This is a genomic window from Methylophilus methylotrophus DSM 46235 = ATCC 53528 (genome assembly GCF_000378225.1).
GTDB lineage: Bacteria > Pseudomonadota > Gammaproteobacteria > Burkholderiales > Methylophilaceae > Methylophilus > Methylophilus methylotrophus.
The window spans coordinates 1-24,620 of record NZ_KB905141.1 but is presented as its reverse complement, the minus strand read 5'-3'; the positions used below and the strand labels follow the sequence as shown (position 1 = coordinate 24,620).

The 24,620-nt window shown below is 50.7% G+C and carries 19 protein-coding genes; 6 read left to right on the top strand and 13 right to left on the bottom strand.

The window, feature by feature from the left end:
• Positions 1-114: 114 nt before the first annotated feature.
• The 12 genes from acnB to F463_RS0100040 all read right to left on the bottom strand — a co-directional run bounded on the left by acnB (position 115) and on the right by F463_RS0100040 (position 13,502).
• On the bottom strand, positions 115-2,694 hold the full coding sequence (acnB, locus tag F463_RS0100100) for a bifunctional aconitate hydratase 2/2-methylisocitrate dehydratase (protein WP_018984994.1): 2,580 nt from the start codon (positions 2,692-2,694) through the stop codon (positions 115-117).
• Positions 2,695-2,890: 196 nt separating this feature from the next.
• Positions 2,891-3,214: a hypothetical protein gene (locus tag F463_RS0100095; protein ID WP_018984993.1), complete on the bottom strand. Its 324-nt coding sequence runs from the start codon at positions 3,212-3,214 to the stop codon at positions 2,891-2,893.
• A gap of 91 nt (positions 3,215-3,305) precedes the next feature.
• Positions 3,306-4,811, bottom strand: coding sequence for a fumarate hydratase (locus tag F463_RS0100090; RefSeq protein ID WP_018984992.1), 1,506 nt, complete (start codon positions 4,809-4,811; stop codon positions 3,306-3,308).
• A gap of 25 nt (positions 4,812-4,836) precedes the next feature.
• Positions 4,837-6,486, bottom strand: a complete 1,650-nt coding sequence (locus F463_RS0100085; protein WP_018984991.1) for an acetate--CoA ligase — start codon at positions 6,484-6,486, stop codon at positions 4,837-4,839.
• A gap of 219 nt (positions 6,487-6,705) precedes the next feature.
• Positions 6,706-7,836 (bottom strand): HpcH/HpaI aldolase/citrate lyase family protein, encoded by a 1,131-nt coding sequence (locus tag F463_RS0100075; RefSeq protein WP_018984989.1) that lies wholly within the window; start codon positions 7,834-7,836, stop codon positions 6,706-6,708.
• Positions 7,833-8,120 carry an FAD assembly factor SdhE gene (locus F463_RS0100070; RefSeq protein ID WP_018984988.1) on the bottom strand — a complete coding sequence of 96 codons (288 nt, stop codon included), beginning with the start codon at positions 8,118-8,120 and terminating at the stop codon, positions 7,833-7,835. Before F463_RS0100070 ends, F463_RS0100075 begins: the two co-directional genes overlap by 4 nt.
• Before the next feature lie 9 nt (positions 8,121-8,129).
• Positions 8,130-8,876, bottom strand: a complete 747-nt coding sequence (locus F463_RS0100065; protein ID WP_018984987.1) for a succinate dehydrogenase iron-sulfur subunit — start codon at positions 8,874-8,876, stop codon at positions 8,130-8,132.
• 1 nt (position 8,877) lies between these two features.
• On the bottom strand, positions 8,878-10,665 hold the full coding sequence (gene sdhA, locus F463_RS0100060; protein WP_051082026.1) for a succinate dehydrogenase flavoprotein subunit: 1,788 nt from the start codon (positions 10,663-10,665) through the stop codon (positions 8,878-8,880).
• A 10-nt stretch (positions 10,666-10,675) separates the two neighbouring features.
• Complete coding sequence (gene sdhD, locus F463_RS0100055) at positions 10,676-11,029, bottom strand: succinate dehydrogenase, hydrophobic membrane anchor protein (protein WP_018984985.1); 354 nt, start codon at positions 11,027-11,029, stop codon at positions 10,676-10,678.
• Between the two features lie 10 nt (positions 11,030-11,039).
• Entirely contained in the window at positions 11,040-11,429 is a 390-nt protein-coding gene (sdhC, locus tag F463_RS0100050) for a succinate dehydrogenase, cytochrome b556 subunit (RefSeq protein ID WP_018984984.1), read from the bottom strand.
• 11 nt (positions 11,430-11,440) lie between these two features.
• Entirely contained in the window at positions 11,441-12,643 is a 1,203-nt protein-coding gene (locus tag F463_RS0100045) for a malic enzyme-like NAD(P)-binding protein (protein ID WP_018984983.1), read from the bottom strand.
• A gap of 124 nt (positions 12,644-12,767) precedes the next feature.
• Complete coding sequence (locus F463_RS0100040; RefSeq protein ID WP_018984982.1) at positions 12,768-13,502, bottom strand: GntR family transcriptional regulator; 735 nt, start codon at positions 13,500-13,502, stop codon at positions 12,768-12,770.
• 185 nt (positions 13,503-13,687) lie between these two features.
• Between F463_RS0100040 and F463_RS0100035 the strand changes: the two genes are divergently transcribed.
• The 6 genes from F463_RS0100035 (at position 13,688) to F463_RS0100010 (ending at position 20,494) form a co-directional block, all read left to right on the top strand.
• Positions 13,688-14,569, top strand: coding sequence for an HpcH/HpaI aldolase/citrate lyase family protein (locus tag F463_RS0100035; protein WP_026295160.1), 882 nt, complete (start codon positions 13,688-13,690; stop codon positions 14,567-14,569).
• Positions 14,570-14,609: 40 nt separating this feature from the next.
• Positions 14,610-15,668, top strand: coding sequence for a MaoC family dehydratase (locus F463_RS0100030; protein ID WP_018984980.1), 1,059 nt, complete (start codon positions 14,610-14,612; stop codon positions 15,666-15,668).
• Positions 15,669-15,670: 2 nt separating this feature from the next.
• A complete protein-coding gene (locus tag F463_RS0100025; protein WP_018984979.1) occupies positions 15,671-16,669 on the top strand; it encodes an HpcH/HpaI aldolase/citrate lyase family protein in 999 nt (332 codons plus the stop codon).
• 134 nt (positions 16,670-16,803) lie between these two features.
• The gene (gene prpB, locus F463_RS0100020) at positions 16,804-17,682 is read left to right on the top strand and encodes a methylisocitrate lyase (RefSeq protein WP_018984978.1); all 879 of its coding nucleotides are present in this window, start codon (positions 16,804-16,806) and stop codon (positions 17,680-17,682) included.
• Between the two features lie 38 nt (positions 17,683-17,720).
• Positions 17,721-18,890: a bifunctional 2-methylcitrate synthase/citrate synthase gene (gene prpC, locus F463_RS0100015; protein ID WP_018984977.1), complete on the top strand. Its 1,170-nt coding sequence runs from the start codon at positions 17,721-17,723 to the stop codon at positions 18,888-18,890.
• A gap of 143 nt (positions 18,891-19,033) precedes the next feature.
• On the top strand, positions 19,034-20,494 hold the full coding sequence (locus tag F463_RS0100010) for a bifunctional 2-methylcitrate dehydratase/aconitate hydratase (protein WP_018984976.1): 1,461 nt from the start codon (positions 19,034-19,036) through the stop codon (positions 20,492-20,494).
• Positions 20,495-20,625: 131 nt separating this feature from the next.
• Here F463_RS0100010 and F463_RS0100005 read toward each other — a convergent pair.
• The coding region (locus F463_RS0100005; RefSeq protein ID WP_018984975.1) for an Ig-like domain-containing protein at positions 20,626-24,620 on the bottom strand (3,995 nt) is incomplete at its 5' end.

The following is a 24,620-nucleotide window of genomic DNA, read 5'->3' as shown; positions in this document are numbered from 1 at the left end:
CAGAACTGTGCCGTCAGGAGAGTTCTCAGGATTTACAGTTGCAAGGATATTTCCCGCCGTAAAAACAACAAAGGGAGCTCACGCTCCCTTTGATCATGCCTTCAATACAAACAGCTACGCCGTTTCTTTAATTGGAATGATTTTCTTCACATTTTCTAGCGAGCCCGCATATTGGGTCATCTGGTTAAAGTTGAGGTATTTGTAAATCTCTGCCGTGTTGGTCAGCTTGCTGCCCAAGGTATCCAGGTACTCTTGCATGGTTGGGATACGTCCCAGTTTGGCACAAACCGCTGCCAGTTCAGCAGAGCCCAGGTAAACGCGGGCATCTTTACCCATACGGTTATCAAAGTTACGCGTAGAGGTCGAGAACACGGTCGCCTTATCAGCCACACGCGCCTGGTTACCCATACACAGCGAGCAGCCTGGCACCTCAGTACGCGCGCCAGCGACGCCAAATGTGGAATACACGCCTTCGGCCCGCAATTGTGCTTCATCCATACGGGTCGGCGGTGCAATCCACAAGCGGGTCGGGATACCGCCCGCGCCCTCCAGCACTTTCCCGGCCGCGCGGTAGTGACCAATATTGGTCATGCAGCTGCCAATAAACACTTCGTCAATCTTGTCACCAACAACTGCAGACAAGGGCTTGATATCGTCAGGATCATTCGGGCAAGCCACCAGTGGTTCTTTAATCTCACTGAGGTCAATTTCAATCACATGTGCATATTCGGCATCAGCATCTGGTTGCAGCAGTTCCGGTTTTTCCAACCATGCTTTCATGCTGGCAATGCGGCGCTCCAGCGTGCGTGCATCCTGGTAGCCATTTTCTATCATGTTCTGCATGAGCACGATATTGGAATTGAGGAATTCAATCACCGGCTCTTTATTCAACAGCACAGTACAACCGTTGGCAGAACGCTCAGCCGAAGCATCAGCCAGCTCAAACGCTTGCTCCACCTTCAGGTCGGGCAATCCTTCGATTTCCAGCACGCGGCCGTTGAATACGTTTTTCTTGCCCTGCTTGCCAACGGTCAATGTGCCTTCCTGGATGGCTGCGTAAGGAATCGCATTCACCAAGTCACGCAAGGTGATGCCTGGCTGCATTTCGCCTTTAAAGCGTACCAGCACTGACTCAGGCATATCGAGTGGCATGGCGCCGGTTGCAGCGGCAAAGGCCACCAGGCCAGAACCCGCCGGAAAGCTGATGCCAATCGGGAACCGGGTATGCGAGTCACCGCCAGTACCCACGGTATCCGGCAGGATCAAGCGGTTGAGCCAGGAGTGGATCACGCCATCACCCGCGCGCAAGCTGACGCCGCCACGGCTGGACATAAATTCTGGCAGCTCATGCTGCAATTTGATATCGACTGGTTTCGGGTAAGCCGCAGTATGGCAGAAACTCTGCATGACCAGGTCGGCACTAAAACCCAGGCAAGCCAACTCTTTTAGCTCATCACGTGTCATACCACCCGTGGTGTCTTGTGAACCCACAGTGGTTGCTTTAGGTTCGCAATAGGTGCCTGGGCGCACGCCCATGCCTTCTGGCAAACCACAGGCACGACCCACCATTTTTTGCGCCAAGGTGTAGCCTTTACCAGTATCTTTGGCAGGGATGGATTTAATAAAGGTATCCGTGTCACCCAAGCCCAGTGCTTTACGTGCATTGGCAGTCAGGCCACGGCCAATAATCAATGGAATACGGCCACCTGCACGCACTTCATCCGGCAAGGTGATTGGGTTCATTTCAAATGTGGCCAATACTTCACCTGCCTCAGACAATACTTTGCCTTCAAATGGCTTGATCACAATCACGTCACCAGTGTTCAGTTTAGAAACATCACACTGGATAGGCAAAGCGCCTGAGTCTTCTGCCGTGTTAAAGAAAATCGGTGCAATCTTGCTACCAATCACCACCCCACCTGTGCGCTTGTTGGGGATATAGGGAATATCGTCACCCATCCACCATTGTACGGAGTTGATAGCAGATTTACGGGAAGAACCTGTCCCGACCACGTCGCCAACATAAGCCAGCGGCAAGCCTTTTTGCTTCAGCGCTTCGATAGTCGTCAGACCACCCGCCATGCGGTTAATCAACATGGCCTTGGCATGCAGAGGGATATCCGGACGGCTCCATGCATCTTGCGCCGGGCTCAGGTCATCAGTATTGGTTTCACCATCCAGCTTGAATACCACCAGTTTGATTTCTTCAGCCAAAGCCGGCTTGCTGGTAAACCATTCGGCATTGGCCCAAGCCGTCATCAAAGCCTTGGCATGCGGGTTACCTGCCTTCATTTTGGCGTCAACATCATGGAAAGCGTCAAACATGAGGATGGTTGTAGACAAGGCCTTGACAGCATTCGCGGCCATTGGGGTATCCAGCAAAGCAACCAGTGCCTGGACGTTGTAACCTCCCAGCATGGTACCTAACAGCTGTACGGCTCTTTCTGCACTGACTAAAGGTGAAATCGCAGTGCCATTTGCAACATCTGCCAGAAAAGCAGCTTTCACATAGGCCGCCTGGTCAACACCTGCAGGAATACGGTTTTCCAGCAGATTTAACAGCAAGGCTTCCTGCCCCGCGGGAGGAGATTTTAATAACTCGACCAAGGCAGCGACTTGTTCCGCATTGAGTGGTAAAGGAGGTAGATTTTGCGCGGCGCGTTCTTTTACGTGGGTTTCGTATGCTTGTAACATGATGTAGGCTCTATCAATAAAACAAAGTCGGGGGATGGGCCAGCGCTTATCTGTAACGACATGACCAGAGGCTGACCGCGAGGATTTCTTCTTGCTTGATTATAATCCAGTCCATAGGCCAGAATGTTAACTGCTTGTAACATTCCGGCAATTGATGCAAATGACAGCCGCCGACAGCAACAAAACAACACTACAGTCAGCGGGTACTGTCTCCATATAACTCTTTGGCAAATGGGGTACTACAGCTCTTGCCGTAGGCGGAAGATTCCCATTTATCCAGCAATTCTTTTTGATAGCCTTTGCCATGCTGTTTCTCAAGATAGGCACGCACCTCAAACACATCGGCAAAACCGTTGTGATCAGTGTCCATCATGGCCACCTGATCTTCCAGACTAGGGCCACTGTAACGGCCTGTACTATCGGTGAAGTATTCCAGCGCAGATTCGGCATGCACAGGCAAACTCAACCCTATGGCCAAGCCAACTGCAAATCCAATTACCCCAGTATTCATTTTTATCATACTCACTCCATGATGACGCTTAGTAGTATGACGTATCTTTCACCAATTCGTGCCTGGTCTCTGTGATTGCACTCACATTATCGGTAGCAACTTATACCGCTTGCAACGCGATAGTTTTTTTCCATTGTGCCGGGCCGGTCTGGTGTACGGACTCACCATCCGCACTCACTGCCACCGTCACTGGCATATCCACCACTTCAAATTCATAGATGGCTTCCATACCCAAGTCTGCAAAAGCCAACACGCGGGATTTTTTAATCGCCTTGCTGACCAGATAAGCGGCACCACCCACCGCCATCAAGTACACCGACTTGTGTTTGGCAATTTCGGCCAGGGCCTCTTTGCCACGTTCGGCTTTGCCAATCGAACCCAGCAATCCGGTATTCAGCATCATATCGGTATAGCTATCCATGCGCGTCGCCGTGGTCGGACCTGCAGGCCCCACGGCTTCGTCACGCACGGCATCGACCGGACCGACGTAATAAATAAACTTATTGGTAAAATCCACGGGTAGCGGCTCACCCTTGGCCAGCATTGTCTGGATGCGTTTATGCGCAGCATCACGCCCCGTCAGGATTTTACCGGTAAGCAACAAGGTATCCCCGGTTTTCCAGGTTTGTGTTTCCTCACGTGTCACCGTTTCCAGGTTCACGCGTTTCGCTTGCGGGCTGGGTGCCCAATGCACATCCGGGTAAACATCTGCACTCGGTGGCGTTAACTCAGCCACACCGGACCCATCCAGCGTAAAGTGCACATGACGTGTCGCTGCGCAATTAGGAATAATGGCCACGGGCAAACTAGCTGCATGGGTTGGATAATCCAGGATTTTCACATCCAATACCGTGGTCAAGCCACCCAGGCCTTGTGCGCCTATCCCTAGCTGATTAACCTTTTCATACAGCTCCAGGCGCAATTCTTCGATGCGATTTTGCGCACCACGGGCCTGCAACTCCTGGATATCAATCGGCGCCATCAATGACTCCTTGGCCAGCAGCATGGCTTTTTCAGCACTGCCGCCTATGCCTATGCCCAGCATACCTGGCGGGCACCAGCCTGCGCCCATCTTTGGCACCACTTCTAGCACCCAGTCGACAATGCTTTCGTTAGGGTTGAGCATGACCAGTTTGGATTTATTTTCCGAGCCGCCGCCTTTGGCTGCCACCTGCACCTCAACAATATCACCAGCCACCATTTCAATATGCGTAATCGCGGGCGTATTGTCTTTAGTGTTTTTACGTGTCCCGGCGGGGTCATTCACGATAGACGCACGCAGCGTATTGTCGGGATGCAGGTAAGCACGGCGAACGCCTTCATTGACCATTTGTTCGATGGTCATGTCGCCCTCAAATTGCGCCTGCATGCCTATTTTGACAAATGCCACCACAATGCCGGTATCCTGGCACAAGGGGCGCTTGCCTTCGGCGCACATACGGGAATTGGTCAAAATCTGCGCAATGGCGTCCCTGGCGGCAGGTGAGGCCTCTTTTTCATACGCCGCTGCCAACGCCCGGATATAGTCTTCCGGGTGGTAATAAGAGATGTATTGCAAGGCATCGGCAACACTCTCGATAAAATCTTGGGTTTTAATCAGGGCCATTTTCTGTGTCTTTCAGACGGGCATTTCAACGGGCATTGCTTTTCTGATAGGCAATGGCAGGACTCACATCTTTACGCAAGATTTTACCATTTTTGGTCCGTGGAAACTCCTTGGCCAGGTAAACCGTTTTAGGAGCTTTATAAGCCGCCAGGTGCTGTTTACCAAAGGACATCAGCTCCTCTGGTGCGATTTCAGTATCAGGTTTAGGGATCACATAAATCACCACCAGCAACTTGTCTTTTTCGATCTCTTCGCCCACCGCCGCACAATCAGCCACGGCAGGATGACCTTTGTATACACGTTCAATTTCATAGGGCGACACGCGGTAGCCGAAGCTCTTGATAATGTCATCCTTGCGGCCCAGGAACCACAGATAACCATCAGCGTCGTATTTTGCATAATCCCCGGTAAAGAAATAGCCATCGTGTTTGTATTTAGCGGTTTCTTCCGGCAGGTTCCAGTAACTCAGGAACAAGCCTGGGTCATTATCTGGCACGCAAATCATCCCCTCCTCACCTTCTGCCACAGGCTCGCGCGTTTCGGGATTCAGCAAGACAATCGCATGACCAGGCTGCGGGAATCCCGCCGAGCCAGCACGGATCGGCCGTAAAATACTTTGCGACAGGTAATAAGAAAACTCACTCATTCCCACCGCTTCATAAATATCTAGCCCAAAGCGTTCACGCCATTGCGTCAGCACTTCGTCGGACAAATGCTCACCTGCGCTCATAAAATGGCGCACACTGGGAATATCAGCCTGTGTGGCCGTGGTTTTCTGCAGCAACTGGCGGTAAATCGTCGGCACACCAATGAAAATGGTTGCACTATGTTTGGCAATCAGCTCCAGCCATTTTTGTGCGTCATTTTTACCCTCATGCACAATCACTGTTTTACCCAGGTAAAGCGGATCCATGAGGCCAGTACCCAAAACATAGGTCCAGTTAAACTTGCCGGAGTGCATGATACGGTCTTGTACAGTCTCACTATAATTAAACCAGTATTGCGCAGCTGGCTGCCGACCCAGCAAAGCACGGTGCGCATGCAAAACACCTTTAGGATAACCTGTTGTACCTGAGGTATAGACCAGATATGCTGGATCGTCACCACGCGTCGCATAAGCTGGTGCTAAGTGTTGTACGGCGGCCAGTGCGGCTTCAAGCGACAATACGTTGAACCCATCGACAGGCACAATTTCACCCGTTAACTGCGTGAGTAGAATGTGTTTGAGGTTAGGCGTCTGGCTAATATTCTGTTGCATTTTGGCCGACATCCCTGCCCAGGCAGCGGCATCGGTGACCATCACCACCGCACCCGAATCTTTTGCCAGATAAGCGACTTCTTCTGCGGTCAGCAACGTGGAAGTCGGCACAGAAATCGCACCGGTTTTCATGGTGCCTAAAAAGGCAGTCGGATAATCCAGGCTGTTAGGCAAGCGGATGAGAACACGGTCACCAGGCTTCACCCCCAAGTCACGCAACACCTGGGCAAACCGATCAGTTCTCTCCGCCAGCTCGGCAAAGGTGATGGTACTGGTGCCAAACGTATCATCCTCCACAATCATCGCAATTTCGTCGGCTTTTTGCGTGCCCAAATGACGGTCACTGCACGCCACCCCGATATTGAAAAATTCAGGGATTTCCCATTGCCATTGTGGATAAGGGGCTAACTGTGTCATGTTCAAACCTTTCCAATTACTCTATGCACGCATGGTTGATGCGATGCTGTTATATGCATTTCTTTTGAAAATGCTTTTTTCAAACCTATCAATACGCTTAAATTCAGAATTTAGCGATGAAGTGCTAGGCGCACAGCGCGCAGAAAGCGGAATGTACTTAAAGTACATGAGCATTTCGAGCACTGCGCAACAACGCAATTCGCGCTAAAAATGAATTTCTTAAAGCAGAATGCCGTAGGGCCAGTTTTGGCGAACTACCTGCGCCGGCATCAACTGCAATACATGCAGGGCAAACTCCATGTCGCTCACTTTGAGTGCGCGTAATGCGTGTGCCCGCAACAAAGTCTGCAACGCCTTACCAAACATAGGCGGATCGAGCATCTCGCCCTCAAACTTGATCGCCCCACCCAGCAGCGCGTCCGCTTCAATCGCTGCTTTCAGGATTGCCACTTTCTGGTTGATTTCAGTGGGTGACGGTGTATAAGCAGTTTTACACAGGTGAATATGCCCAGGGTGAATCACCTGCTTGCCGGTCAGGCCCATGGCCGCTTCCTGGCAAGCGTGCTTGTACACCACACGCGACTCATTATCACCATGCAAATCCAGCCAGCGGCGCACATCGTGCGGCTCAACAAATTTATCGGGCATGATATTGCTGCCTATCAGCGTTTCCACGCCGCCGATCACACCTTTACCGGCAATCCTCGCCTCAAAAATCAGCTGGTTGATAAAGTAGAATAACTCTTCAATCCAGTGCTCGGGCGTGATATGAATGCCCAAGGCTTTGGAAAAATCGTGGATACCAAACACCACATGCTTCACGGTGTCGTATTGCATTAAATCCGGCGCAATCTTGAGCGACTTCGGATGCTCAATGATCGGCTGTATGGTGATATGCGGATTGATACTGAGCAAAAAACTGGATAAATCACGCACCTCAGCTGCACCATACGATTCGCCCGCCTTGGCCAGCATGACCACATCGATATATTCGCCCATGTCACGCACCAGTTTCATGTCTTCTTCGTACTCATCGGTACGGAAAGAATTAGCCCGGATGGCAATGGTGACGCGTTCATTGACCTTGCGCAGCTTGGGTAGCTCCTGGCGCAGCAAGGTACGGCTCATTTCCTTCTGACGGCAGCCATCTTCCAGGTCAAAAATAAGCGTATGCGCATTGGTAAAATGCGCATGCTTGACCATGCGGTTGGCCGCCTGCTCCATGTCCTCATAAATGCCCAGGCTGGGCGCATATTTCACAGGGGGGTAATATAGCTGTATCCCTGGCCAGTAATCGCCCAATGCCCTGGCATCCAGAGCAATTGGTTCTTCTCCCATATGCTGACTCATGCGGTTTCCTGTTCTGCCGTTGGTCGGCTTGCTCTTAATTTTTCAAGGATGACACCAGACCGTGCCATCTCAGCTTGTGGATTCACTCCCTGAATCAAATCCCAGAACACATTGTCTGGCAGCTCCAGCAAGGCATCTAGCTGTTCCATTTCGGCCAGCGTCAGGCCGCTAAAGTGTTCGTTCACAAAGCGTTGCAACACAATGTCCAGTTCCAGCATGCCCCGGCGGCAACGCCATGCCAGGCGCCGCTGTTCTGCTTCACGTAAAATTTCAGCATTCAACATCGTCTGCTCCTATAACACCTTGATACCAAATATTTTCTTACCCGGTTTAGTTTCGCTATGCGCCTTGGCTTTTTCAATCTTAAGGTCTTTAATCGCCGCAATGGCTGCGTTTGGATTGAGTTTTTTTGGGCACACATCCGTACAGTTCATGATGTTGTGGCAACGATACAAACGGTAAGGGTCTTCCAGGTTTTCCAGGCGCGCGTCCTGCTCCTGGTCACGGCTGTCGGCAATAAACCGGTAGGCTTGCATGAGGCCTGCCGGGCCAACAAATTTGTCCGGGTTCCACCAGAAACTAGGGCAAGAGGTGGTACAAGCACCACATAAAATACATTCATACAAGCCATCAAGCTTCGCTCGGTCTTCTGGACTTTGCAGGCGCTCGGTTTCGGGCGGCGCATCGTGATTTTGCAAATAAGGCATGACCGAGTGGTAGTTATCAAAGAACTGCGTCATGTCGACCACCAGGTCGCGGATCACCGGCAAACCGGGCATGGGCCGCAATACTACCGGCTCTTGCAAATCACTGAGTTTGGTAATGCAGGCCAGGCCATTCTTGCCATTGATATTCATGGCATCGCTGCCACACACCCCTTCACGGCAAGACTTACGCATACTCAGCGTTTCGTCCAACTCTTTAATGCGCATTAGCGCATCCAGCAACATCTGGTCACTGTCTTCCAGCTGGACATCGTAGTCCTGCATATAGGGCTTTTTGTCTACGTCGGGGTTGAACCTGTAAATGGAGAAACGCATATCAATACACCCTTTTCTTCAACTCAAATGGTTCTACAGTCAATGGCTTCAGGCGCACAGGCTTGTAAGCCAGCTTTTGACCGTTGGCAAAATATAGTGAATGGCTGAGCCACTTTGAATCGTCCCGCTCGGGATAATCTTCACGGGCATGCGCGCCGCGGCTCTCCTGCCGGGCATGTGCAGCCTGCATGGTCGCCAATGCGACTTGCATAAGGTTATCCAGCTCCAGCGCTTCGACACGGGCGGTATTAAACACTTTGCTTTTATCGGTAATTCTTAAGTGCTGGGCGCGCTGGGCGACTTGTGTAATGGCATCGACGCCATCTTCCAGCAAGTCAGGGAAACGGAACACGCCACAATGCTTTTGCATGGTTTGACGCATCGCCAGGCCAACTTCCGCCACCTTCTCGCCATCACTGGGGCTTTCTAGACGGTCAACACGTGCCAGCGTGGCATCCGCCACATTGGCAGGTAACGGTTTGTGTGCTTTATTGGCTGCAATGTCTGCCGCCATTTTGTCACCTGCGGCCTTGCCAAATACCACCAGGTCCAGCAGGGAGTTGGAACCCAGACGATTAGCTCCGTGTACGGAAACACAAGCACACTCGCCTACCGCATACAACCCGTTTACGACACGTTCAGATTGACCATCGTGGACAACCACCTGGCCATCAAGATTGGTCGGGATGCCGCCCATCATGTAATGCGCTGTCGGTACCACAGGAATCGGGTCATTAATCGGGTCCACACCGGCAAAGGTTTTGGCGATTTCCCGGATGCCAGGCAGACGTTTGCTGATAATGTCTTCACCCAAATGGTCCAGCTTGAGGTAGACCGCGTCTTTGTGTTTGCCTATGCCTCGGCCTTCTTTAATTTCAGTCGCCATCGCACGCGAGACCACATCGCGGCTGGCTAAATCTTTTGCGCTCGGGGCATAGCGTTCCATAAAACGCTCACCATCGCTGTTGACGAGATATCCGCCTTCACCACGCACGCCTTCGGTAATCAACACCCCGGCATTCAATACGCCAGTGGGGTGAAACTGCCAGAACTCCATGTCTTGCAAAGGCAAGCCCGCGCGTGCTGCCATGCCCAGGCCATCACCAGTATTGATATAGGCATTGGTACTGGCCTGAAAAATACGGCCACCACCGCCAGTCGCCAGCATGGTGGCTTTGGCGTGTATCACGTGGATATCGCCGGTTTCAATTTCGAGCGCAATCACGCCCAAAACATCGCCATCAGCATCACGAATCAAATCGAGTGCGAACCATTCAATCAGAAACTGGGTATTGGCTTTTACATTGCGCTGATACAGCGTATGCAACATGGCATGCCCGGTACGGTCGGCCACGGCACAGGTACGGGAGATCGGGGTTTCACCAAAATTGCGGGTCATGCCGCCAAAGGGGCGCTGGAAAATACGGCCATTTTCCAGGCGGTCAAACGGCATGCCAAAATGCTCCAGCTCGATAATCGCCTTGGCGGCATTGCGGCACATAAACTCAATGGCATCCTGGTCACCCAGGTAGTCCGACCCTTTAATGGTGTCATACATATGCCATAACCAGTTGTCATCCGACACATTCCCCAGCGCTGCGGCGATACCGCCTTGTGCCGCGACGGTATGTGAGCGGGTTGGGAACACCTTGGACAGCACAGCCACATCTGCACCGGATTCAGCCAGTTGCAGCGCGGCACGCAAACCTGCGCCACCACCACCGACGATGACGGCATCTACCTGATGATGCTGAATATTGGTTGCACCTGTCATTTGAGAATCAGCCATGCCACTCACCTTAAAAATCCATTCCAAATAAAATCCAGACCACAGCCAATGCATTCCCCCAGACGGCAAGATTCACCAGCCATTGCAACCCTGCCCTCACTCCCAGCTGCGGCACGTAATCACGCAGCACATCGCGCACTCCCAACCAGGCATGCAGCAGCATGCAAACAAAAAACCACACCATGAGCAGGCGCCACCAGAGTGGTGCAAACACTGCCAGCCAATCGTTATACCCCTGCGGTGACAGCCAAACCACCCTGATCCAAAACAGCACCAACACCAAAGCCATGGACACGGCACACAGGCGCTGTGTCAACCAGCGACGCATTCCAGGATATTTGGCCGTGAGTAACTCAAGCAACATAACGGCCTTTCTACCAAATCACCCGGATCACAAACAGCATGGTGACCGCGACCAGCCACAACACTACCCGGCTGGAGAAGCGTGCTTTCTGCAAGGTGGTCATCCAGTGCACATCCATGGCCAAATGACGTATTCCGGCGTAAAAATGATGCAAAAATGCCGCAGCCAGGCCGGTAATGAGCAATTTGGCAGGCCATTGATCAACCATGGTGGCAACGGTTGTATAACCTTGCTCACCCGACAGCGACAGGTACAATACCCAAAGCAATACGGGCTGGATGAGGAATAGCACGACGCCGCTGGCACGGTGCATGATCGACACCACAGCGTTGACCGGCAACCTGATCGTGAACAAATTCAGGTTTTTTGGGCGCTGCTTTTTTTGTTTTTTTAGAATCATGCTAAATGCTCTTACTCACCAGCTTTGGCCGCACGTGCCACTGCACCTGCCACGTATTCCATCAACCGTGGATCAAATGGCTTGGGAATAATGTAGTTTTTACCAAACGACAAAGACGGTAGCTGATAGGCCTCTAGCACTTGCGGCGGCACAGGCTCGCGCGCCAGTTGGCTCAGGGCCTTGGCGGCAGCTACTTTCATCTGCTCGGTAATCTGTTTGGCCTGGGCATCCAATGCACCACGGAACAAATAAGGGAAACACAAAGCATTATTCACCTGGTTAGGGAAATCACTGCGGCCGGTGGCCATAATCACGTCATCACGCAAGGCAAACACCTGGTCGGGCAAAATTTCAGGATCAGGATTGGCCAGGGCAAAAATCACCGGCTTAGCTGCCATGGTGGTCACCAGTTCTGGCGCCAGGCCATTTTTTGCAGACACCCCAATAAATACATCGGCACCCTGCATGGCCTCCGCGAGTGTGCTGACTTTGCCAGGTGCAATGGCAAGCTCACGGTTGTTGTCATGTAAATCATCACGGCTCGTATCGACCACGCCTTTACGATCAACCATGGTGATATCGGTTGCACCCATTAATTTAAGCAGCTTGGCACAAGAGCAACCTGCCGCTCCCGCGCCTAAAAACACGATTTTTGCACGAGGCAATGTTTTGCCCTGGAGCTCAAGCGCATTCAACAAGGCTGCTGCCACAATCACAGCCGTGCCATGCTGGTCGTCATGGAACACCGGGATATCCAGGCGTTTTTTCAGTTCGCTTTCAATATAAAAACAGTGCGGCGCGGCAATATCTTCCAGGTTAATGCCGCCAAATGTCGGCGCTATGTTCACTACGGTCTGGATAAACTCATCCGGCGTAGCTGCATTGACTTCAATATCAAACACATCAATGTCGGCAAAGCGTTTAAACAATACGCCCTTGCCCTCCATGACGGGTTTGCCTGCCAAGGCACCTACATTCCCCAAGCCCAGCACCGCAGTACCGTCAGTGATCACCGCCACCAGGTTACCTTTATTGGTGTATTTATAGGCATTTGCCGGGTCGACCTCAATTTCACGTACCGGCTCCGCTACGCCAGGCGTATAGGCCAGCGATAAATCCTGCTGTGTCGCACAAGGCTTGGACGACTCCACGCTCAGTTTGCCTGGCTTGGGAAACTGGTGGTAATCCAGCGCGCGTTGCTTTAAATCGTCCATGACTTCTCCTTGGGTTTTCTATTTTTTTGAATAATTCAAAAACTTCAGCAGCAAGGCGGACAAGCGCAGACAGTGCAGATGGCACGGCAAGCGAAGTCCAACGCTGCTGATGAAGCGTTTTCGATCATTCCAATTCGCTCATGTAGTGGTGATCGTCCGTAAGACACAAGCCCAAACGCCACTCCATGGGCTTATCGCCATAAGTAAACGACACACGCTCTATACTCAGCAGCGGGTAGCCTTCTTTCAAACCCAGCGCCTTGGCGACTTCAGCGTCGGCAGCCACCGCCTTGATACGTTCTTCCGCGCGTATCATGCGGATACCAAACTGTGACTCATACATGCTGTACATGGAGCCATTGCTCTCCTCCACCTTGGCTCTATTCAAGCCCTTAAAGGGAGCAGCTGGCACGATGATATGGTCATAAATCAGGGGACGGCCGGAAAAAGTTAGCAAGCGCTTTACGTCTATCGTCGTCGCGCCCGCTTTCATTTCCAGTACCTTGCCAATATGCACACTGGCCTTGCTTTTAACGCAGGAAAGAAATTCGTTCTGCAACATTTCTTTCTGGCCATTTTCTGCGGTCAGGCGCAAAAAGCGCAGCTTGACATCGTCCTGGTTGTGCGTCGCAACAAAAGTACCCTTGCCCTGGCGGCGGATCAGGATATTTTCTGTGGCAAGGCTATCAATCGCCTTGCGTACTGTGCCCTGGCTGACCTTATATCTTTGCGCAAGATCAATCTCACTCGGAATCATGTCTCCGGGACGCCATTCCCCGCCGATCAGGCTTTGCGTAATCAGCACTTTGATCTGGTCATACAGCGGCCGGTAACTCGGTGATCCTAACTGTTTATCCATTGATTCGACTCCGTTCATGAATGACACCATTTATTTCGCATCTGAGTAAGTTTTTTAATTTATATCATAGCGCTTTTCTGTTGTCCACTATTTTATATCTTATATAAGACATAAGATATTTGTTGACAGAGTTTTTTTATTCATGAATAATGAATCTAATTTCTTGCCGTAACAAAGGAAACCCTATGTCATATGCACTCAGACCAAGGCGCTCGATGCTATATGTTCCCGGTTGCAATCAGCACTACCTGGAACGTGCACGCACGCTTGCAGCGGACTCCGTCATCCTTGACCTGGGCGACCCTATTTTGGTCGACGCCAAGATTCAGTCACGCCACAATGTAGTCAATGCAGTGAAACAAGGCGGTTACGGAAAAAGAGAAGTGGTCATACGTGTAAATGACCTGCATTCCATCTGGGGCCATGACGATATTCAGGCCGTGGCGAACATTGGTGCAGATGCCATTCTTTTCCCTAATATAGAATCGCGCGAAGATGTGTTGCAGGCGCAACAGTTACTGGATGAGGCCGGCGGCAAAAACGTCCCCATGATGGTCATGATAGAAAGTCCGCTCGCGGTATTGAATGCCAAGGAAATTGCCGCTGCATCCGAGCGCGTGATCTGTATGGTGATGGCGACCTCTGACCTGATTTCGCAATTGCATGCCCGCGTCACACATGAGCGTTCCGCCATCCTGACTTCTTTATCACTGGTGATCCTGGCGGCACGCGCTTATGGCAAAGGCGTGATTGATGGCATCACCTCCGACTTCAAGAATATGCATTCGTTTGAATATGCCTGCCGTCTGGGGCGTGATATTGGCATGGATGGCAAATCACTGGTGCATCCGGCTCAAATTGCTTATTGCAATGATGCCTACACGCCTCAACGTGCTGAGGTTGAGCATGCCAGATTGATCATCAAGGCCCTGAAAGAGGCAAATGAGGCCGGTCGTGGCACGGTCGTTGTCAATGACAAGCTGGTAGAGCATCACCACATCAAAGCAGCACAACGGTTGATACAGCTGGCAGAAGCCATCAGCGAACTGGAAGAAGAATTTATATAAACCATCATGACACTATTGAGACGCCACACAGGAGGACACCATGCAGACTAAGATTCATGCAGGACGTTTCTTCGAGGACTTCAAACTACACGAAGTGATCCAGCATGCCACGCCGCGAACAATCACCGCGGGCGATTGTTCGCTCTATATCGCATTGACTGGCGCACGCAATCCGTTGCACTGTAGCGAGCCACTGGCGCAGGCTTTAGGCTATCACACAACCCCGGTGGATGACCTGCTGGCGTTTCATATTGCCTTTGGCAAAACCGTGCCAGATATTTCGGTCAATGCGGTGGCCAACCTGGGTTATGCGGATGTCCGGTTTATCCAGCCCGTATACGTGGGCGACACGCTCACCACGTCCAGCGAAGTTATTGGCCTTAAACAGAACTCTAGCGGCAAAAGTGGCGTCGTCTGGGTACGCTCAACCACGGTCAACCAGCAACAGCAACCTGTGCTGAGCTGGGTTCGTTGGGTCATGGTGCACAAGAAAAATCTGGATACACCAGCGCCAGAAACCGTCATTCCCGAGTTACCCGAGTTTGTGAGCACTGAATCATTAGCCATCCCTCCCCACTTCAAGCTGGATAGCAGCCTGGCTAAGGCTACAGGTGGCCAATACTGGTGGGAGGACTACGAAGTGGGTGAATGCATGCGCCACCCGTCTGGCCTGACGATTAATGAAAGTGACCACACCATGGCCACACATTTATACCAGAATAATGCGCGCCTGCATTTTGATGCCCATCTGATGCAAAGTACACCCCAAGGTCAATGCTTAGTATACGGCGGCGTAGTCATCTCGGCTTGCCGTGCGCTGAGCTATGAAGGCCTGGAAAATGCGATTGCAATTGTGGCCATTAATGGTGGCACCCATGCCAACCCGAGTTACTCAGGTGACACTATTTATTGCATGACCAAGGTACTGGACAAATGGTCCCTGCCCCACCCGGACCTGGGCGCACTACGTTTACGTATGGTGGGCGTCAAGAATATGCCGCCTGCCACCCTTGAAAACATCAAAACCACGCAGGGTTACCACCCGCATGTGGTACTTGATCTCGACTATACCGTTCTTATTCCACGCAAAGGAAAATAAACATGGCTGTTCATCCAAATCAGGCCCTTTTTGGCGGAGAAAAACCGTTTCCGGTGATTCCGGCATGCGAGCATTTTGCCGGCAGCGAAAAGCTGATCCTGAAAGCCTTGTCATTGCAAGACGCGGCCACACCTAATGGTGTAGGCCCGGTATTCGACATTACCTGTGATTGCGAAGACGGTGCGGCCAGCGGACAGGAACAGGCGCATGCCGAAATGATTGTGCGGGTGCTGAATTCTGAAGCCAACAAATACCGGATGGCCGGAGCGCGTATTCACGACTATACCCACCCACACTGGAAAAAGGATATTGATATCCTGGTCGGTGGCGCTGGCGAGGTGCTGAGCTATCTCACGATTCCCAAATGTACGGATATCGCGCAAGCGCGCGAGATGATTGCCTATATTCAGCAAGTCGCCAAACAACATGGTATCAGCCGCGAAATTCCGGTGCATATCCTGATTGAAACCCACGGGGCACTAAGACAAGTGCACGAAATCGCACAATTGCCCTGGTTACAAGTGCTCGATTTTGGCCTGATGGACTTTGTCAGTGCCCACCATGGCGCCATCCCCGCTACCGCCATGCGTAGCCCTGGGCAGTTTGACCACCGCTTGCTGGCACGCGCCAAAGCCGAGGTTGTCTCTGCCGCGCTGGCCAACGGCGTAGTCCCCGCGCACAACGTCACCCTGGACCTGAAAAACGTGGAAGTGACCTACAGTGATGCCTCACGCGCACGCAATGAGTTTGGTTTTATGCGCATGTGGAGTATCTACCCAACCCAGATTCAGGCCATCGTCGATGCCATGAAACCCAACTATGACGAAGTGACAGACGCCGCCAATATTTTGCTGGCAGCCCAAACAGCCGATTGGGGCCCGATTCAGTATGCGGGTGAACTGCATGACCGTGCTACTTACCGTTACTTCTGGGAAGTGTTGCAAAAAGCCAAGCAAACCGGTGTAGCCATGCCAGAAGACGCTGAACACGCTTTCTTTTGAGGTGATTGACTGACCGATAAACGCAAATTAACGCCGATACTAAAGATTGTTAGCCAATTGCACTTTTAAAGCTTATCGGCATGCATCTGCATTTATCGACAGTTAAATAGAATTTAATTTTACAAAGGTTCATCATGCAGCAATCCAATACCCCTGGCGGACGTTTCCGCGCTGCGCTGGCAGCAGAAAAACCGCTACAAATTATCGGTGCGATTAATGCCTATCACGCCATGCTGGCCACTCAATCCGGGTTTAAAGCCATCTACCTGTCTGGTGGCGGTGTGGCTGCGGGCTCCTTAGGCCTGCCTGACCTCGGCATTTCTGGCCTGGAAGATGTGCTTGTAGACGTCCGCCGCATTACTGATGCCGTGGACACCCCATTGCTGGTCGATATTGATACCGGTTTTGGTGGCGCATTCAATATTGCGCGCACCATTAAAAGTGTCGCCAAGGCAGGTGCAGCGGCCGTACATATTGAAGACCAGGTCAGTGCCAAGCGCTGTGGTCACCGCCCCAACAAGGCAATTGTCAGCCTGGACGAAATGGTAGACCGCGTCAAAGCGGCGGTGGATGCCAAGCCCTATGATGATTTTGTCGTGATGGCTCGCACCGATGCACTGGCGGTAGAAGGTTTGCAATCCGCCATCGACCGCGCCTGTGCCTGTGTGGAAGCCGGGGCCGACATGATTTTCCCGGAAGCGATGACGGAATTAGGCATGTATCAGCAGTTTGTGGATGCAGTTAAAGTCCCCGTACTGGCCAATATCACAGAGTTCGGCTCCACGCCTTTATTCACGGTAGACGAACTCGCCACCGCTGGCGTAGGCATGGTGCTGTATCCATTGTCTGCATTCCGTGCCATGAACCAGGCCGCACTCAAAGTCTACCAGGGCGTGCGCAAGGATGGCACCCAGAAGAATGTATTAGACCTGATGCAGACACGTGCCGATTTGTATGAGCACCTGGGCTATCACGCCTTTGAACAGAAACTAGACGCGCTTTATAAGAAATAGATCCGTACTACAAGATTGAGTGATTTAAGGAGGTTTTTATGAATACCACCACTGATCCCACTATTCCTGCCACCGACGCCCCCAAACGCAAAAAAGGCGTGGCGCTGGCAGGCGTGGCTGCCGGCACCACGGCCATCTGTACTGTGGGCCATAGCGGTAATGACCTGCATTACCGTGGTTACGATATCATCGAGCTGGCTAAACATGCCACATTCGAAGAAGTCGCTTATTTGCTGATACACGGCGAGTTGCCCACCCAACCACAACTCACCGCTTATCATCAAAAGCTCAAAAAGCTGCGCGGCCTGCCCAGTGCACTTAAAGCCGTACTGGAACAGATTCCTGCCAATGCGCATCCTATGGATGTGATGCGCACGGGTTGTTCAATGTTGGGGACACTGGAACCAGAAGCCGTTGACCGTAATACCGCGGGCGCACAGGCATTGGGTGATCGCCTGATTGCCTGCTTTGGGTCCATCCTCATTTATTGGTACCACTTTAGCCACCGTGGTGTACGCATTGAAGTCGAAACCGACGACGACTCGATTGCGGCGCACTTCCTGCATATTCTGCATGGCAAAAAGCCTTCAGAATTGCATATCAAGGCCATGAACACCTCGCTAGTGTTATATGCCGAGCATGAGTTTAATGCCTCGACCTTTACCTCACGCGTGATTGCGGGCACCTTGTCGGACCTGTATTCCTGCATCACCGGCGCGATTGGTGCCTTGCGTGGCCCCAAACACGGTGGCGCCAATGAAGCAGCGATGGAAATTATCGAACGCTACCAGAATCCGGATGAAGCTGAAGCCGATATCAAGGCCCGCATGGCACGCAAGGAAATCATTATAGGTTTTGGTCATCCGGTGTACACGATTGCCGACCCGCGTAATGAATCGATTAAAGCTGTCAGCAAGTCACTGTGTGAAGATGCAGGCAATATGAAGCTGTTTAATATCTCCGCCCGTATTGAAGAAATCATGTGGAACGAGAAAAAGATGTTCCCTAACCTGGATTGGTACAGTGCATCAAGCTATCACATGATGGGCATTCCAACTGGTATGTTCACGCCGATTTTTGTGATTTCCCGCACCACCGGTTGGGTCGCGCATGCCATTGAGCAGCGTATAGACAACAAGATCATCCGGCCTAACGCAGAATATAATGGCCCGGACAACAGAGCGTTTGTGCCCATCACTCAGCGCTAACCTACTGAATTTAATCGTACCACACTTGCTCAACCATGCTTTGCAATGGCAAATATCAAGAGCAAGGTGCGCCTAAATTCAGCAATGAATGAGTTTTGAAAACACAGTAATTACTTTTTAACCTATTGATAAAGGTAACAACCATGTCAGCCCATATTTCTAACGTCCGCCCTGATCCCGATCAGGTGATTGTGGATATTGCCAATTACGTAGCAGATTTTGAAATCAAGTCCGATGAGGCTTATGACACGGCCCGCAACTGCCTGATGGATACCTTGGGCTGTGGTTTCGAGGCCTTGGATTATCCAGCCTGCACCAAATTACTGGGGCCAGTCATTGCCGGTACCATCGTGCCCAATGGCGCCAAAGTACCTGGCACCTCTTACCAGCTGGACCCAATACTCGCGGCCTTTAACATCGGCGCCATGATTCGCTGGCTGGACTTTAATGACACCTGGCTGGCAGCAGAATGGGGACATCCTTCTGACAACCTCGGTGGCATCCTGGCCTCGGCCGACTATATTTCGCGCAAAAATGTGGCTGAAGGCAAGGCCCCGCTGACCATGAAAGATGTGCTGACCGCCATGATCAAGGCACATGAAATTCAGGGCGTGCTTGCACTGGAGAATAGCTTTAACCGTGTGGGCCTGGACCACGTGATTCTGGTGAAGATCGCCTCAACTGCGGTCGTCACCAAATTACTGGGTGGCAATAAGCAAGATATTATCAACGCCGTGTCTAACGCATTTGTCGATGGCCAAAGCCTCCGCACTTATCGCCATAGCCCCAATACAGGTTCGCGTAAATCCTGGGCAGCAGGTGATGCAACTTCACGTGCTGTCCGCTTGGCCTGGATGACCTTGCAAGGTGAAATGGGTTATCCCAGTGCACTGACAGCCAAAACTTGGGGTTTTTATGATGTCCTGTTCAAGGGCAATGCTTTCAAGTTCCAGCGCCCTTACGGCAGCTATGTGATGGAACAGGTGTTGTTTAAAATTTCTTTCCCGGCCGAGTTTCATGCGCAGACCGCGGTAGAGTGTGCATTTCAGCTCAATAAAGAAGTGGGCAACCGTCTGCAATCACTCGACGACATCGCTAATATTGAGAAGATTGTCATCACTACTCACGAATCAGCGATCCGCATTATTGATAAAACCGGTCCAATGAATAACCCGGCGGACCGCGATCACTGTATTCAATATATGGCTGCTGTCGGCCTGCTCAAAGGCAATCTGACCGCACTGGATTACGAGGATGAAGCGGCCGCAGACCCACGCATTGATGCCTTGCGCGAAAAAATGACCTGTGTCGAAAAAGCTGAATACACGCGGGATTACCTGGATCCGGAAAAACGCTCCATTGCTAATGCCATCCAGATCTTCTTTAAAGATGGTACGCAATCTAGCAATATTGCTGTGGAATACCCAATTGGCCATCGCCGCCGCCGTGGTGAAGGCATCCCGGAGCTGGTCAAAAAATTCAAAGTCAATTTGGCCCGCCGCTTTGATACAACCAAGCAAGCAGAGATTCTGGCTTTATGCCAGGATCAGACCAAACTTGAAGCCACCGCAGTCAACCAGTTTGTCGATATGCTCACCGTCTAAAATCATCCAGCTAGACGTCATCCGAAGGGGCGCATTCAAGCGCCCTTTTGATTGGGTTGAATCTTGACCAGCCCATTTATGAGCATAAAAAAAGCGACCCGAAGGTCGCTTTTTTCAAATCAACATATTGATTATTGATCAACAATCAGTTTTTGTTGTGACAACAGATTATTGATGATTGCGGCATCAGTGCTCTGACCAGAAGTCAGATCCACACCGCTCAACACGATCTGCTGGGTTGTGTTTCCACTACTAAAGCTACCAGACACATTGTGGGCATCATTCGCAAAGCCACCATTGGAACTGATATGAATGATAGTATCGCTACCAGATTTCTCAAAGTGCATGTAGTTTTGCAGATTGTTTGGATTTTCGCCTTGTAGCAAATCACGAATATCCAGTACATCACCACCCTGTGCGACTGTCGCCTTGTTAAAGTCGGTAATCGTGTCACGCGCAGGATTGCCAGCAACACCTTCATCACCGCTATCCCATTTGAAGACATCTACACCGGCACCCCCGGTCAGCGTATCGTTACCTTTACCACCAATCAGGATGTCGTTACCTTTACCACCAATCAGGATGTCGTTGCCATTACCACCGTTCAGTCTATCATCACCAGCACCGCCACGAAGGATGTCGTTACCATCATTGCCATTCAAAGTATCATTTCCGGCATAGCCGTAAATGATGTCATTACCTGAAGTGCCATTGACTGTATCATCACCAGAGCCTTGACCCAGTATTGGTGTCGTATTATTAACACTCAAAAGATCAATGTTAATCAGGTTGCTTGCCGTAGCACTGTCTTGAAGACCAGTACTATCGGTGGCAGTAATCTTGAAGCTTTCCAGTACATTCACGCCCAGTAATTGCTGATTCACTTTCACAGTTGAGAGGAACTCGTTTAGAGCAAGGTTATCAATGGTGCCACCATCGGCAGCTGTGATTACCATCTTACCATTTGCGCCTATCAAGCCCAGGAAACCACTGCTTTCAGTGTAATTAACTCTCAGACCCAACTCACTGGCAACCGCTTGCGAATATGTCATCAATGCAGAGCCAATCACAATACCAATCCCCGCATTAAATGCGATATTGACGTTAGTGATATTGTTGTTTGCATCACTGGCGGTGAAGCTTTGCCGGCTGGAGAAGTTCAGCAAATCAACGTTCAACAATCCTGGCAAGGTGATCAAACCAGCCGCGCCAACCGCTGTTGAAACATCTGGAGCTACTTGCGGAGTTGGTACATAAGTGTTGTTTTTCGCAACATTCAATGTCAAATCAGCGATGCTGGTATCGCCATCATTGTCACTTAACGTATAAGTCACTTTGGTGCTGTCTACAGGCTGTGTAGTGCTGGAAGTTGTAATCTTGATGTTATCTAACAACCCACCAGTACTGTTTGTATCTACAGACTTGAATTCAATACGCATCTGGTTACCTGTACCTGTGAAGGTGTATGAGAAATTACTCATCGTCAGGTTTTTAGTGTTGACTGTGTCAATCACTTTACCGTCTACAAGCACCTGGATCGCAGAGTCAGTACCTGAAGTGTAGCCTGAGCGTGCTGCGTAATCAAAACTCAAGATAACAGTTTCATTTTTTCCAGGATTAATCAGCGTATAGATATTGCTATCACCTCTGAAATTCTCAAGCTCAAGCACGTTGCCGTAGCTGCTTGACAAGCCATAAGTAGTACTTGGGTTAACTTCAATCTTGCCGCTTGGGTTATTCGTAAACCAGCCTGCAGGCAGGTCAGTATATTGCCCGTTGCCATTCGCATTAAATGTTGTGTCAACCAAGGTGATTTTGGTCTGACCTGGCGTAAATGTGTACTTACCATTGTCCATATCAACCACAAAGTTACCTGAAGCAGTTTTCACAGTCAGCTCATGTGTGCTGGAGTTGTAAGTACTGTTATTCGTGCCTGTCACTGTAACCGTACCTGTTTTCGCATCAAAGGTATAAGTCGTACCTTCAATAACAAGCGATTTCACATAACCGCCATCAGCACCGAAACCGCCGCCATCAGCACCGAAACCGCCGCCATCAGTCAGTGAACCTGAAACTGGGGTTGCCACAGTCTGACTCAGAACGGCATCCAGTTGCGCAAAGTTAGTGACTTGGATTGCATTAGTATCCACTTCAGTTGCACCATTGTAAGCAATCTGGTTCATGCTGTTAGCAACTTGTGTCGCTGAAACACTGTTACCTACAGCAATTGCATACTCGTTAATATCATTCGCTTTTAGGAACGCTTCCCAAGCTTGTTTATCTGCATCGCCAATTTCACGGCCAGTATTAGGTTCCCCATCAGAGAAGAAGTAACCTACATTCTGTGCACCAGCAATTTTGCCAGCAGAATTGAAGGCGATCTTGCTACCATCCAATGCTGCATCGTAGTTGGTACCTGATAGGGTCTGCAGCGATGCCAGAACAGTTTTAGCCTCCGCAATAGTTACCCAAGTAGGAGTTTTCTGATAGTAGCCGTCAGAGAAGGTAACAATCATGACACGTACATCACCTCCCAAAGCGGCATATTGGTTAAGCAGTGTATTGATCGATGCAACTTGGCTTTCTAACCGTGAAGTGCCATTGACACCGTCACGGGTTGCCATACTCCCTGAGACATCAAGCGTCAACATAATGTTGGCACCTTTGTCACCGGTTGCTGTAATTGACTTGTTAGTAGCCACTGGCGCGTCATCAGATACGTTTACTGTGATAGAACCGCTCGTTGTGGTATCAGCATCTTTTGCGTTAACAGTAAACTTCAGTGCCAGTGAATCTTCACCTGGCGCAGGATGATCAATCGGGCCTGACAGACGAACTGCATAGTCACCTTTACTATCAATCGTGACGCGAATTACTTCCTGGCCGTTTGCAGAACCAATCAATGTGCCTGTATTGTTACCAGACCATGTAATAGTCACGCCGCCTGAAGTGTAGTTTGTCGTTGGTGCAGCCAGGGTTACGCTCTGCAGATCACCATTAGGATCGGAGATACCCATAGAGCCGGTAGCAATTACATTCTGATCACCACTATCAATCAGGCCATTTGGCAGACCATCTTCCGATACACTTGCTGTCGCATTCAAAGTTACAAATACAGGCGACTGATTCAATGTATAAGCATAATTATCGCTAGGAACACTGATGTTACCGGCATTGTCCGTAGCAGTCACAGTATAGTTATGCAAGCCCTTGCTGATATCTGAAGTGGGCGTGAATGTCCATTTACCGTCTTTATCAGTGACTGTCGTACCAATTTTGGTAGAGCCATCGTAGAGAGTCACTGTGCTGCCGGCTTCTGCCCTACCCGTTAAAGTTGGTGTCGCATCATCAGCCACGCCACCATTTGCCACATCGCCTTTTTGTGTACCGAAGTCATCATAAATGTTATCGATAGTTGGTTTGTTAGGTGCAATCACATCAACAGTGTAAGTTAACTGCGTAGTAGCGACACCGACGTTGCCAGCCAGATCAGTTGTTGACACTTTCGCGTCAATCGTTTTATCTGAGTCCGCAACCAACTCTGAACCAGGCACACTGACAGTGAAGCCAAGCTTGCCATCAGTACGCGTAATCACTACCGTGTTGTAGTCTTTACCGTTGATCGTCACTACCACTGGATCACCCAGTTTAGCCTCTCCACCAACGGTACCGGTGATAGGCTGGTTAACGCCAGGTTGAGATTCCGCAATATTGATAATACCGTCGCCACCAAAATTGGCATCAAGCGCAATCGTTGCCACTGGCGGGGTCAAGTCAACCGTGTAAGTGAGTTGTGTTGACTGGCTAGCGGTGTTGCCTGCCAGGTCAGTCACAGTTACACGTGCATCAATTGTTTTATCTGCATCTGCAACCAGTTCCGAACCAGGCACGCTGACAGTGAAGCCAAGCTTGCCATCAGTACGGGTGATCACTACGGTGTTGTAGTCTTTACCGTTGATCGTCACCACCACAGGATCACCCAACTTGGCATCTCCACCTACAGTACCGGTCACTGGCTGATTTACACCTGGACGTGATTCAGCTATGTTGATGATACCATCACCACCAAAGTTAGCATCCAAAGCAATCTCCGCTTTCGGTGGGGTCAGGTCCAGGCTGTAAGTCA